At 72.9% G+C, this 12,570-nt stretch carries 10 protein-coding genes and 1 pseudogene; 4 read left to right on the forward strand and 7 right to left on the reverse strand.

What is annotated here, in order from left to right; all coding sequences use genetic code 11:
• Positions 1–88 precede the first annotated feature (88 nt).
• Positions 89–544 (reverse strand): Lrp/AsnC family transcriptional regulator, encoded by a 456-nt coding sequence (locus P8T65_RS40635; protein ID WP_316730401.1) that lies wholly within the window; start codon positions 542–544, stop codon positions 89–91.
• Between the two features lie 131 nt (positions 545–675).
• Between P8T65_RS40635 and P8T65_RS40640 the strand changes: the two genes are divergently transcribed.
• Together P8T65_RS40640 and P8T65_RS40645 are read left to right on the forward strand one after the other, a co-directional pair.
• Complete coding sequence (locus P8T65_RS40640; protein ID WP_316730403.1) at positions 676–1,161, forward strand: rhodanese-like domain-containing protein; 486 nt, start codon at positions 676–678, stop codon at positions 1,159–1,161.
• Between the two features lie 149 nt (positions 1,162–1,310).
• Positions 1,311–1,841 carry an immunity 21 family protein gene (locus P8T65_RS40645; protein ID WP_316730404.1) on the forward strand — a complete coding sequence of 177 codons (531 nt, stop codon included), beginning with the start codon at positions 1,311–1,313 and terminating at the stop codon, positions 1,839–1,841.
• Positions 1,842–1,903: 62 nt separating this feature from the next.
• Here the strand turns inward: P8T65_RS40645 and P8T65_RS40650 are convergent, their stop codons facing one another.
• Positions 1,904–3,595 carry a DUF885 domain-containing protein gene (locus P8T65_RS40650; protein ID WP_316730406.1) on the reverse strand — a complete coding sequence of 564 codons (1,692 nt, stop codon included), beginning with the start codon at positions 3,593–3,595 and terminating at the stop codon, positions 1,904–1,906.
• Positions 3,596–3,736: 141 nt separating this feature from the next.
• Positions 3,737–4,228 (reverse strand): Lrp/AsnC family transcriptional regulator, encoded by a 492-nt coding sequence (locus P8T65_RS40655; protein ID WP_184896784.1) that lies wholly within the window; start codon positions 4,226–4,228, stop codon positions 3,737–3,739.
• 60 nt (positions 4,229–4,288) lie between these two features.
• Between P8T65_RS40655 and P8T65_RS40660 the strand changes: the two genes are divergently transcribed.
• Entirely contained in the window at positions 4,289–5,515 is a 1,227-nt protein-coding gene (locus P8T65_RS40660) for a PLP-dependent transferase (protein WP_184896786.1), read from the forward strand.
• A gap of 163 nt (positions 5,516–5,678) precedes the next feature.
• Here P8T65_RS40660 and P8T65_RS40665 read toward each other — a convergent pair whose 3' ends face one another.
• From P8T65_RS40665 to P8T65_RS40675, 3 genes are all read right to left on the reverse strand, one after another.
• The gene (locus P8T65_RS40665; protein ID WP_316730409.1) at positions 5,679–6,992 is read right to left on the reverse strand and encodes a GNAT family N-acetyltransferase; all 1,314 of its coding nucleotides are present in this window, start codon (positions 6,990–6,992) and stop codon (positions 5,679–5,681) included.
• Positions 6,993–7,309: 317 nt separating this feature from the next.
• On the reverse strand, positions 7,310–8,905 hold the full coding sequence (locus tag P8T65_RS40670; protein WP_316730410.1) for an alkaline phosphatase D family protein: 1,596 nt from the start codon (positions 8,903–8,905) through the stop codon (positions 7,310–7,312).
• A gap of 362 nt (positions 8,906–9,267) precedes the next feature.
• On the reverse strand, positions 9,268–10,710 hold the full coding sequence (locus P8T65_RS40675) for a PLP-dependent aminotransferase family protein (protein ID WP_316730411.1): 1,443 nt from the start codon (positions 10,708–10,710) through the stop codon (positions 9,268–9,270).
• Positions 10,711–10,757: 47 nt separating this feature from the next.
• Here P8T65_RS40675 and P8T65_RS40680 point away from each other — a divergent pair.
• A pseudogene (locus P8T65_RS40680) lies at positions 10,758–11,615 on the forward strand (DMT family transporter); the annotation flags it as partial.
• 63 nt (positions 11,616–11,678) lie between these two features.
• Here P8T65_RS40680 and P8T65_RS40685 read toward each other — a convergent pair.
• Entirely contained in the window at positions 11,679–12,512 is an 834-nt protein-coding gene (locus tag P8T65_RS40685; RefSeq protein WP_316730412.1) for an alpha/beta fold hydrolase, read from the reverse strand.
• Positions 12,513–12,570 lie beyond the last annotated feature (58 nt).

A 12,570-nucleotide genomic window follows, 5' to 3' on the forward strand; every position in this document is an offset into this window, starting at 1 on the left:
CCGGGACGAGCCGTGCGGCAGCGGGGTCAGTGACCGGCGGGCGCGACGGGCCGTGCGGCAGCGAGGCCGGTGGCGCCGCGAAGCGAGGTCACCGACCCAGCGGGCGGCGGGGCAGCGGTGAGGAGTAGACGACGCTCGTCGTCACCGACCCGAGTGCGCCGATCTTGCCCGACACCTCCTCCAGGTGTCGCATCGAACGGGCCGCGACCTTGATCACGAAGCAGTCGTCGCCCGTGACGTGGTGCGCCTCCAGGATCTCGGGCGTGACGGCCACCAGATCGTGGAACGGCTTGTAGTTCCCCGTCGGGTAGCGCAGGCGGACGAACGCCAGGATCGGCAGCCCCAGCCGCTCCGGGTCCACGACGGCCGCGTAGCCCTGGATCACGCCCGCCTCCTCCAGGCGTCGCACCCGCTCGGTCACGGCGCTCGCCGACATCGACACGGCACGGGCGAGCTCGGCGAAGCTGGCCCGGCCCTCGCGCTGGAGGACCTCCAGGATGCGCCAGTCGGTGGCATCGGGCAGATACGGGGAATTCGCGGGCATCCCCGATGAATAGCAGGGGAATCCCCGGCCGAACAAGGTCAGAGCCGTGGATCGCCCCTTCAGGGACAGTGATCGTCCGCCGTAGATTTCCGGTGCGGGGAACAAGGGCTTCCCCGAGGGAAGGCCAGCTCATGACCATCGCCACCGCGTCCGCCGCCAACGCCGTCCTGCGGGTCGCCCCCGCCGCCCCGGCCGAGGCCGCCGCGTACTTCCGGGCCAGTCTCGTCTTCCACGCCGACGTCTCCGATGTGGCCGCCGCGCTCGCCGCCGACGGCGACCCCGGCTTCGTGGTCCTCGACTCCCGCTCCACCGCGTCCTGGGACCAGGGCCACGTCCCGGGCGCGGTCCACCTCCCCACCGCTCTCATCCCCGAACAGGCCGAGCGACTGCTCGACAAGTCCGTGCCCGTCGTCACCTACTGCTGGGGCCCCGGCTGCAACGGCGCGACCCGCGCCGCCCTCGCCCTCGCCGAACTCGGCTTCCAGGTCAAGGAGATGCTCGGCGGGTTCGAGTACTGGGCGCGCGAGGGCTTCGCGTTCGAGACCTGGGAGGGCGAGGGGCGACGCACGGCGGACCCGCTCACCGCGCCCGTGGACGCCGAGGACTGCGGCTGCTGACCCGGGGCTGCCGTCCGGTCGGTCGACAGGTTCTTCACGCTCACCGGCACGCCCTCGCCGACCGTGACCGCGACCCGTTGCTGACAGTTTGTCAAGAAGCGGTCAGGGGTGGGGATCTCGCATCGACGGCCGCCGTGTAGCTTCTGGGCATGGCTGGATACGCGGACGCGGCGGTGGTACCCGATGTGGTGCGGTGGGTGGAGTCGAGCGGAGGACCGCTCATCGCGATACCTGAGGCGGTGCTGCCGTTCTGGGCGGGCGCCGACGGTGACGAGACGTCCTCGGACTACGACCGGGCCTGCGAGGTCGACGGAGACGTCGGCCTGCTCCCCGTCGGCGACACCCGCGTCCTGGTCCTCGGCGACGAACCCGCGTCCACCGCGTATCTGCCCGAGCACGGCGTCTTCGTCCGCTGGTACGCGGCCGACTCCGAGACCGAACTCCTCTCGGGCGTTCCGGCGGCCCTCGACAACGCGGTCTGGGGGCCGGAGCTGAGCTGGCGGGTGCCGGGTCCGGTCGTCCTCCTGGACGCCGTCTGGCCCGGCAGGTCGCTGCCGGAGACCGACCACGCACGGGTGGAACTGGCTCCTGGCCACTACGGGGTCAGCGCCGCCCGGGTCTCGACGGGCCCGGAGACCTGGCTGGGCCTGGTCAGGGTGAGATCCCAGTCCGACATCTGAGGGAACCGGCGTGACGGCCGGGCCCCGCCGTGGTGGGCGGCGGTGGGCCCGGCCGGACCGGATCACAGCCGGGACAGCTCGTCCACCAGGTCGTCCAGGCCCAGCGAACCCTGGGACAGCGCGGCCATGTGCCAGGACTTGGCGTCGAAGGCCTCGCCGTGGCGCCGCCTGGCGTTCTCCCGGCCCAGCAGCCAGGCCCGCTCGCCGAGCTTGTAGCCGATGGCCTGCCCCGGCATCGTCAGATAGCGCGTCAGCTCGCTCTCCACGAAGTCCGCCGGCCGGCTGCTGTGGGCGCCGAAGAACTCCTGGGCCAGATCCACGGTCCAGCGCTCGCCCGGGTGGAAGGGTGAGTCCGCCGGGATCTCCAGCTCCAGGTGCATACCGATGTCGACGATCACCCGGGCCGCGCGCATCATCTGCGCGTCCAGATAGCCGAGCCGCTCCTCCGCGTCCTTGAGGAACCCCAGTTCGTCCATGAGCCGCTCCGCGTACAGGGCCCAGCCCTCGGCGTTGGCGCTCACCCCACCGATCGTGGCCTGGTAGCGGGACAGGTCGTCCTTGACGTACACCCACTGCGCGAGCTGGAGGTGGTGACCGGGAACGCCCTCGTGGTACCAGGTGGAGACCAGGTCGTACACCGGGAAGCGGGTCGCCCCCATCGTCGGCAGCCAGGTGCGGCCCGGGCGGGAGAAGTCCTCGGTCGGGGCCGAGTAGTAGGGGGCCGCGGCGCCACCGGGCGGGGCGATGCAGGACTCGACCTTGCGCACCGGCTCGGCGAGGTCGAAGTGGGTGCCGTCCAGCGCCTCGATCGCCTCGTCCATCAACGACTGCAGCCAGGTGCGCACCTCGTCGACGCCCTCGATGTGCCGCCCGTGCTCGTCCAGGTGCGCGAGCGCCACCCAGGGCGTCTCGGCGCCGGGCAGGATCTTCGCGGCCTCCTCCTTCATCTCGCCGAGGAGACGGTGGAACTCGGCCCAGCCGTACGCGTACGCCTCGTCGAGGTCCAGGTCCGAACCCGTGAAGTAGCGGACCAGCCTGCCGTAGCGCTCCCGGCCGACCGTGTCCGGCGCCCCCTCCACCGCAGGGGCGTACACGTCGCGCATCCAGTCGCGCAGCTCCACCACGGCCCGGGTCGCCCCGCGCGCGGCCTCGTCCAGCTCGGCACGCAGCGACTCGGGCCCGGCCGCCGCGAAGTCCCCGAACCAGCCGCGCCCCGAACCGTCCGTGTCCGCCCACTCGGTGAGCTGGCCGATGAAGGTCGCGGTCGGGCGGGGACCCGCGTACAGCTTCCGCTCCAGGCCGAGCGCCAGGGACTGGCGGTAACCGGCGTAGGCCGTCGGCACCGCGCGCAGCCGCTCCGCGATCGCCGCCCAGTCCTCCTCGGTCTCCGCCGGGGTGATCGTGAACACCTCACGCACCTCGTGCGGCGGCGTGACCATGTTGCCGACGGCGCGCAGCCCCTCCTCGGCCTCGTGCACGGCCAGCTCCGCCGTCAGCCGCTCGCGCAGCAGGCGCGCGCACCGGCGCTCGACGTCACTGTCCGCGCCCGGTCGCCGCTCCGCCTCGTCGAGGCGCGCGAGCGTCGTCCGGATCAGCTCCGCGCGGGCCTCCTGACCGGCCGGCGAGGTGTCCGGCAACTTGCCGGAACTCTCCTTCACACCCAGATACGTACCGGTCACGGGGTCGAGGGCGATGAGGTCGTCGACGTACACGTCGGCGACCTCACGGGGCAGGGGGCTCTTGGTGTCAGACATGCCGACAATCTTGGTATGGCCACGGGACCGGCGTCAGCTGCTTAACCCGCGCTTGAGCCTTACGTCGGCTGGATTCCGCTCAGGGCGTGATGCGGGTGACGCGTGTGTGAGGTGCTCCGGGGGCGGACGGTGTTCGCCGGTTCAGGGTGTGGGCCGGTCCGTGTCCGGAGGCAGCAGGGGTCCGCACTCCCACTGCTGGAAGATCAACCGGGTCTCCACCCGCGCCACCTCGCGCTGCGACGTGAACTCGTCGAGGACCAGGCGCTGCAGATCCGCCATGTCCGCGACCGCGACGTGCACGAGATAGTCGTCCGGCCCGGTGAGGTGATACACGGTCCGAGACTCCGGCAACGCCCGGATCCGCTCCACGAACGGTCCCACCAACTCCCGCCGGTGCGGCCTGACCTGCACCGACAGCAATGCCTCCAGCCCCCGCCCCAGCTTGGCCGGATCCAGTCGCAGCTGATGGCCGAGGATCACGCCCGCACGGCGCAGCCGTGTCACCCGGTCCAGACAGGTGGACGGCGCCACCCCGACCTGCGCCGCGAGGTCCCGGTACGTCGTCCGGGCGTCGTTCTGCAACAGCCGCAGCAGATGGAGGTCCACCGGATCGAGTACGACGGAATCGGCCATTGTTCGAACGTAGCACGGTGCTCGCACCCCGGGACCCGGCCGATGTTCACTCTGACCTCCATGAACTCTGCGAGCACGCACGCGTACGACCCCGCACGCACCACGCCGAGAGCACTGGCCACCGAGGCCGTGCACGCCGGCCGCGACGACCTCGCGCGCCAGGGCCTGCACGCCCCGCCGATCGACCTGTCGACCACCTACCCCTCGTACGACAGCCGCGGTGAGGCCGCCCGCATCGACGCCTTCGCCGGTGACGGCGCCCAGCCGGAGGGCCCGCCGATCTACGGACGGCTCGGCAACCCGACGGTCGCCCGCTTCGAGACCGCCCTCGCCCGCCTCGAAGGCACCGAGAGTGCGGTCGCCTTCGCCAGCGGCATGGCCGCCCTCAGCGCCGTCCTCCTCGTCCGCGCGTCAATGGGCCTGCGCCACGTCGTCGCCGTACGCCCCCTGTACGGCTGCAGCGACCATCTCCTCACCGCCGGGCTGCTGGGCACCGAGGTCACCTGGGTCGACCCGGCCGGCGTCGCGGACGCGCTGCGCCCCGACACGGGCCTGGTCATGGTCGAGTCCCCGGCCAACCCGACGCTCGCCGAGATCGACCTGCGGGCCCTCGCGCACGCCTGCGGCTCGGTCCCGCTCCTCGCGGACAACACCTTCGCCACGCCCGTCCTGCAACGCCCCGTCGAACAGGGCGCCCGGCTCGTCCTGCACAGCGCGACCAAGTACCTCGGCGGGCACGGGGACGTGATGGCCGGGGTCGTGGCCTGCGACGAGGAGTTCGCCGGACGGCTCCGTCAGGTCCGCTTCGCCACCGGCGGCGTCCTGCACCCGCTCGCCGGCTACCTCCTGCTGCGGGGCCTGTCCACGCTCCCGGTCCGCGTCCGTGCGGCGTCCGCGACCGCCGCCGAACTCGTCCGCCGCCTCGCCGCCGACCCGCGCGTCGCCCGGGTCCACTACCCGAGCATCGGCGGCGCCATGATCGCCTTCGAGGTCCATGGCGACCCGCACGAGGTCATCGCCGCCGTCCGCCTCATCACCCCGGCGGTGAGCCTCGGCAGTGTGGACACGCTCATCCAGCACCCGGCCTCGATCAGCCACCGCATCGTGGAGGAGTCGGACCGCCGAGGCGCCGGGGTGAGCGATCGTCTCCTGCGTATGTCGGTGGGCCTGGAGGACACGGACGACCTGTGGGCGGACCTGGACCACGCGTTGGGGGAGACGGCCACCGGCCTCCCGAGAGAGTGGAGCAAGGACGAGGGGCCCGCGTTCTCGACGGGGCGCGCCTGAGCCGAGCTCCCTTGTCGGGCCGGGTCGGGTGGCCGCGAGGTGCGTCTGCGCCCCTGGAAAATGCCGGGGCGCAGCCCCGCTTCTCCAGGGGCGCGGGGAACTCCGCGACCAGCCCCCACTCACCCGCACCCGACCCACCCGCTCGGTCACCTCACCCGCTCGGTCACCCCACCCGCCGCCGCCCCTCCACCGCTTCGGAGGCCCCCGCTTCGGGGACCCCCGCCTCGGACAGCCGCGCGGTGATCACCAGCGTCCCCTCCTCGATCTGGTAGTCGAGCGGTAGCTCAAGCCCCCGCATCGCCGCGACCATCCCCGTGTTGGATGCCTGCGTCACCACGTACACGCTCTCGCAGCCCGTCTCGGCCGCCATCTCCACCAGCCGGCGGAGCAGTTCACCGCCGATGCCCCGCCGCTGCCACTCGTCCTCGACGAGCAGCGCGATCTCGGTCTCGTCGCCGTCCCAGAGAAGGTGTCCCAGCCCTACGAGGCGCCCCGAGGCCGTCTGTACGGCGAGCGTCCGCCCGAAGCGCGGGCTGAGCAGGTGCTTGAGATAGCGGTCGGCGTCCCCCACGGGCCCGTGGTACCGCATGGTCAGCGTGCGCACGGAGCACCGCTCGTGCATCGCCTTCGCCGCCCGCAGGTCGCCGACGTCGGCGCGGCGCACCATGATGTCGTTGCCCTCCGGCAGGGTCAGCACGTCCTGGCTGCGCGGGATCCGGGGCCCCAGACGCGCGTCCAGCTCCACCAGCGCCCGGGCCCGCGCGAACTCGGTCGGTGTGAACGGCAGATACGGCCGCTCCACGGTGATCACCCCGCCCTCCGGAGCCCGCAGCCGCATCACCGTGTCCTCCAGGACGCCCTCGACCGGGACACCCTTCTGGGCCCGCCCCGAGCCGGGAGCGGTGGCGGGCAGCGAGCGGATCGTGCAGCGGCCGAGCAACTGCCGCAGCGCGAGCGGGAGTTCCGCCGCGTCCAGCGCCGTGCGGGTGGCCAGACCGAGGATCCGGGTCGGGGCGTCCACCAGGTCGTGGGCGTCACCGCGCTCGATCCAGGTCCCGGTGCCGCCCGACTCCGCCACGGCGTGGCCGATCTCGGTGGCGGACAGTTCCTCGGGCGCCCTGAGCAGGAACTCGTCGACCGTGCCCTCGGCCAGCGGATGCGTCTGCAGGCTCAGGATGTCGACCCTGAGTTCCGCGAGCGCCGTGCACAGCGCGGCCAGCGAACCCGGTTCGTCCTTCACCGTCGTCCGCATACGCCACATCAACGTCGCACCCGTGACCACCGGGGCGACCGTCTCCGACGGCCCGGCCTGCCGCCCCTCGGCGAGCGGCGGCCGGGCGTCGGTATCCTTCGGCGGCGGCGCGTGGCCGTGGCGCCGTTCCCACCAGCCGCGAACCCCGGTGAGGGCGGCGTGCAGCGGGTGGTGCATGGGGCGGCTGTGGCTCGCCCGCGTCACATCGGACATGTCCTGAGTCATGTGGCCACTGTGGACGAACGGTGTTGCGTGATCACGAACGCTTTGTGACTGACCGGTAAAAGCATCGTTCCGCACCTTTTGTTGCTTTTTCTATGACTGATGCTGTCGGAACCGATGCCAACGGTGACCGGAGAGGTCAGACCAGCGCCGCACGCACCCGCCGCGACCGGTGAAGAACCGCGGATGGTCCTCAGCACCCGCCGGGGTCACGCCCCTGCAAAGATCGCGTCACGGGAAGACGGTAGGAGCCATCACTGGCAATCGCCCCTGACCTGCGGAGACGCGGCGGTCAGGGGCTCATGTCCCCATGCCGACGGCTACTGCCCGACGAGGCCCGGCTGGAGCACCTTCGTGTACAGCACGGTCCCGTCCTGCTCCCGCAGCCGGACCGTCAACTCCCCGCTGTGGCCGTCGATGTCGACCTCGCCGAAGAACTGGTAGCCGCCCGCCGGGGAGACGTTCGCCGTGGTCGGTGCCTTGACGAAGACCCGCTCGGGGCCGAAGGTGCCGTCCAGCGCGTTCGCCGGGAAGGCGCCGGCGTTCAGCGGCCCGGAGACGAACTCCCAGAACGGCTCGAAGTCGGTGAAGGCGGCCCGCGAGGGCTGGTAGTGCTGCGCCGAGGTGTAGTGCACGTCCGCCGTCAGCCACACCGTACCGGTGATCCGCCGATGCTTGATGAAGCGCAGCAGCTCGGCGATCTGCAGCTCTCGGCCCAGCGGAGCGCCCGGGTCGCCCTGCGCCACGGCCTCGATGTTCGGCTTGCCGTCCCCGGTGTCGGGCACGACCAGGCCGAGCGGCATGTCGGAGGCGATCACCTTCCACACCGCGCGCGACCGCGACAGCTCCCGCTTGAGCCACTCCAACTGCTCGACGCCGAGAATGCCCACCGGGTCGGTGGTCTGCACACCGGGCGAGTTGGCGTCGCGGTACGTACGCATGTCCAGCACGAACACGTCCAGCAGTGGACCGTGGTGCACCACCCGGTGCACACGGCCCTCCCGGGAGCCCGGCCGCAGCGTGGAGATCGGAAAGTACTCGCCGAACGCCCGCCGCGCCCGCGCCGCCAGCACGTCGACACTCTTCTCGGTGTACCGCGCGTCGGTGAGGATCTCGCCCGGATACCAGTTGTTGGTGACCTCGTGGTCGTCCCACTGCACGATCGCCGGGACCTGGGCGTTGAACCGCTTGAGGTTCTCGTCCAGCAGGTTGTAGCGGAAGTTGCCCCGGAACTCGGCGAGGGTCTCCGCGACCTTCGACTTCTCCTCGGTGGTGATGTTCCGCCAGGTGCCGCCGCCGGGGAGGGCCACCGTCGCCGCGATGGGGCCGTCGGCGTAGATGGTGTCGCCGCTGAACAGGAAGAAGTCCGGGTCCAGCGCGCCCATCGCGTCGAAGATCCGGTAGCCGCCCCGGTCGGGGTTGATGCCCCAGCCCTGTCCGGCCAGGTCGCCCGACCACACGAACCGAGCCCCGGAGCGGCGTTTCAGGGCCGGCGTACGGAACGTTCCGGTGACCGGTTCCCCGGTGCGACGCGGGTCGTCGGGGTCGGCGAGCAGCACGCGGTAGTGGATCTGCTCGCCCGAGGGCAGCCCGCGCAGGCGGGTCGTACCGGTGAAGTCCGTGCCGGCGTCCAGCAGCGGGCCGTGCCATCTGCGCGGGTTGCGGAACGACTCGGTGGCGGACGTCTCGACGATCATCCGAGCCGGACGGTCCGACCGCACCCACACCAGCCCGGAGTGCGCGGTCACGTCCCCGGCCTGCACACCCCAGCCGGCCCTGGGCCGCCCCGAGAGGGCCAGCGCGGGCGCCGAGCCGAGCGCGACGGAACCGGGCAGCGCCAGCGCCGCCGACGCGGCGAACGAGCCGCGCAGCACGCTGCGGCGACCGGGCAGGGAACTCGGCGGACGGTGTGACATGAATGCGCCTCCAGCGACGGATCCGGCCAATGTGCACAGCCACAACTACGCGCACGCCGCAGCGCACACGGAAACGACAAGTGAACAACTGCGCGGGCCGAGGGGAAGCCGACACCGCGTGCCGCTCGGGGGTACCTGTGCGTTGCCGGGTGCGGGCCCGGTGGGGCTTCTCGCGCAGTTCCCCGCGCGCCTGAAGAAGGCTTCGGCCCTTCGTCAAAAAGCACGGGGCGCAGCCCCGGCTTTTTTGAGGGGCGCGGGGAACTGCGCGAGAAGCCCCACCGGAAGGACGCCTGGGGGTCGAAGGGGCGCAGCCCCTGGGTGATGGGACGGGTAGGGGCGGCGGGGGCGAAAACCCTACGGACTCACCCCACCACGGCCGCCAACACCCGCACCCCCTCCCGAATCCGCCCGGGAGACAGATGCGCGTACCCCAGAACCAACCGCACCCGCCCATCCGGCACCCGCCCGTACTCCGCCACGCCCCGCACCCCCACCCCACCCGCCCGGGCCCGCTCCAGAAACCCCTCGACCGCCCCGTACCGCTCCGGCAGCGCCACGATGACATGCAGCCCGGCGGCGATCCCGGACACCTCCGCCCCCGGAAAGTGCTCGGCGAGCGCCGCAACCAGCACGTCCCGTCGCTCCCGGTACGCCCGCTGACACCGCCGCAGCTGCCGGTCGTAGTCCCCCCGCTCCAAGAACCGCGCGAACAGTGCCTGGTCGATGGTGGGATGCCCGAGATCCATGGTCCGCTTGCGCTCGACGACCTCCTCCGCCAGCCACGTCGGCACGAGCAGCCAGCCGAGCCGCAGCCCCGGCGCGAGGGACTTGCTCACGGACCCCGTGTAGGCGACCCGCTCGGGGTCGAGGCCCTGCAGCGCCCCCACGGGGGCGCGGTCGTAGCGGAAGTCCCCGTCGTAGTCGTCCTCGACGACCAGCCCGTCCACCGCCCGCGCCCAGTCGAGCAGTTCGCCCCGCCGCCGCGCGGAGTACGCGATACCGGTCGGGAACTGGTGCGCCGGCGTCGTCACCACGGCCCGCACCCCCGTCTCCCGCAGCGGAGCGACAGCCAGCCCCTCGTCGTCCAGCGGCAGCGGCACGGTGGCGAGCCCGGTGGCCGCGTACAGCGTCCCGTGCTCGGGGCTCCCGGGGTCCTCGACGCCGACGACGCGTGTCCCGCGAGCGTGGAGCACGGCTCCGAGCAGCGTGGTGGCCTGGGCCACCCCGGAGACGACGACGATCCGCTCCGGGTCGGCGACCACGCCCCGCCGCCGGGTGAGCAGTTCGGCGAGCGCGACACGCAGCCGGGGCAGCCCGCGCGGATCCGGGTAACCCAGCTCGTGGTGCGGCAGCTCCGCGAGGACCCCACGCTGGGCCGCCGCCCACGCCGCCCGGGGGAACAGCGACAGGTCGGGCGTCCCGGGCACGAAGTCGGCGCGGGCGCCCGGCGGACGCGGAGCGAGGTCCCGCGCGCGTGGCGGCGCCGTCGTGCGCACGGCGGCGCCCACCCAGGTTCCGGCGCCCCGGCCACTGCGCAGGTACCCCTCCGCGACCAGTTGCTCGTACGCCTCCGTCACCAGTCCGCGCGAGACGCCGAGGTCGGCGGCCAGCTCCCGGCTCGCCGGCAGCCGCGTCCCCCGTGCGAGGCGCCCCGACCGGATCGCCTCCCTCAGCGCCGCCTGCAACGTGCGTCCACGCGCGCGTGCGGGCGCGTCGGCGACGGGCAGCAGCAACTCCCAGGCGGCGGCCCAGGGAGCGAACCTGGGGAGCGCGCCACGGTCGGAATTGGACCCCGATGACGTCATGGAAGTGGACCTTAAACCGGACCGCCCGGCTCCCTAGCGTCACGACCATGAAGCCCGCACCCACCGCCCCGCCCCCTTCCGCGATCACCGGATCCCTCCTCGCCGCCCTCGCCTGCGTGCTCGTCGGCGGTTCGTTCACCGCCAACAGCGTCCTGGGCGACTACCCGTACGCGGGCGGCCAGTTCCTCCGCTACGGCCTCGCCTGTCTCCTGCTGCTCCCGCTGCTCGGCCAGGGCGGCACGGCACCCCTGCGCCGGCTCACCGCACGGCAGTGGGCACGGCTGGGGCTGCTCGCGGCGGTCGGCATGGTCGGCTTCAACATCGCCGTGCTCGCGGCCGAACGCTCGGCGGAACCGGCGGTACCGGGGGTCTTCGTGGGCTGTGCCCCGGTGGCCGTGGCGGTCCTCGTCCCGCTGACGGAGGGCCGCCGCCCCCGGCGGACGGTCCTGCACGGGGCGCTGCTGGTGGCGGCCGGCGCGTTCGCCGTCCAGGGCTGGGGCCGTACGGACGCAGTCGGCATCGCCTTCTCGTTGTGCGCGCTGGCGGGCGAGATCGGCTTCGCGGTGCTGGCCGTGCCCGTGCTGCGGCCGCTGGGCCCGCGGCTGCTGTCGGCGACCGTGTGCGCGGTGGCCGCGATCGAGTCGGCCGTCGTCGGCCTGGCCGTCGACGGCGGCGCGTGGCTGGAGCGCCCGGACGGCACGGAGGCCGCCGCGCTGCTGTGGCAGGCGGCGGTCGTCACGGTCGTCGGGTTCGTGTGCTGGTACATGGGCGTGCAGCGCATCGGCGCCGAGCGCGCCACCCTCTTCTCCGGCCTCATCCCGGTGGCCGCAGCCTGCACGGCCCCCCTCGTCGGCACGGGCTCCTACGGTGCCGCGCAGGCCGTAGGCAGCGTGCTGGTGGGCGCCGGGGTCGCCCTGGGGTCCGGGGCGTCGACCCGCCGCCGGGCGGCAGGCCGACCGCCGGCCCGGTCAGCGGCTGCCGTCGAGGATGACGCGGGCGACCAGGGCGGGGTCGTCGTTCATCGGGCAGTGGCCGCAGCCGGGCAGCCGCACCAGCCGGGCGCCGGGGATGACCCGCTTGGCGCGGACGCCCTGGCGGCGGACGAGCAGCCAGTCCCGGGTGCCCCAGGCCACGGTGACGGGCAGACCGGGGACGTCGTCGGTGAACAGGACGCTGCCACCGGCCCGGAGGGTCTCGTCGAACCCGGTGGCCCCCGCCAGGGCGAGCGTCTCGGCGACCACCGCCTCGGGTGAACGGCGGCCCGGGCGGGCGTAGATGGTGCTCGTCAGGGCGGTGCGGCCGGCCGCCGACCGGGACAGCCGCTCGACCAGCGGGAGCGGCAGGCGCCGTGAGATGTGCCGCATGGTGAGCAGGACGCCGAACGCGTAACGCCGCTCGGTCTCGTTCCAGAACCCGGCCGGGGACAGGGCCGTGACGGACCGTACGAGCTTCTCGCGGCCCAGTTCCAGGGCGAGCAGGCCGCCCAGGGAGTTGCCCGCCACGTGGGGCCGGTCGAGGTCCAGCGCCTCGCAGAAGGCGCCGAAGACGGCGGTCGTCGTGGGCAGGTCGTAGGTGAGACCGTCCGGCAGCGCGGGGGAGGCGCCGAAGCCGGGCAGGTCGACGGTGATGACCTCGCGCTCGGCCGCCAGGATGTGCGTCACCGGGTCCCAGGCCTGCCGGTGGTGGCCGATGCCGTGCAGCAGGAGCAGCGGTTCTCCGGCGCCCTCGCGGGTGTAGGAAACCGTCACGGACCGCGGACCGAGCGGGGAGGGGACCTGGAAGGAGACCGTGGCGGCGGACATGGTGCAGCTCCTCGTGTGGGCGGACGGACGGGCCGGCGTGCGGCGGTCGTAGACAGCT

This window comes from Streptomyces sp. 11x1 (assembly GCF_032598905.1).
Taxonomy (GTDB): domain Bacteria; phylum Actinomycetota; class Actinomycetes; order Streptomycetales; family Streptomycetaceae; genus Streptomyces.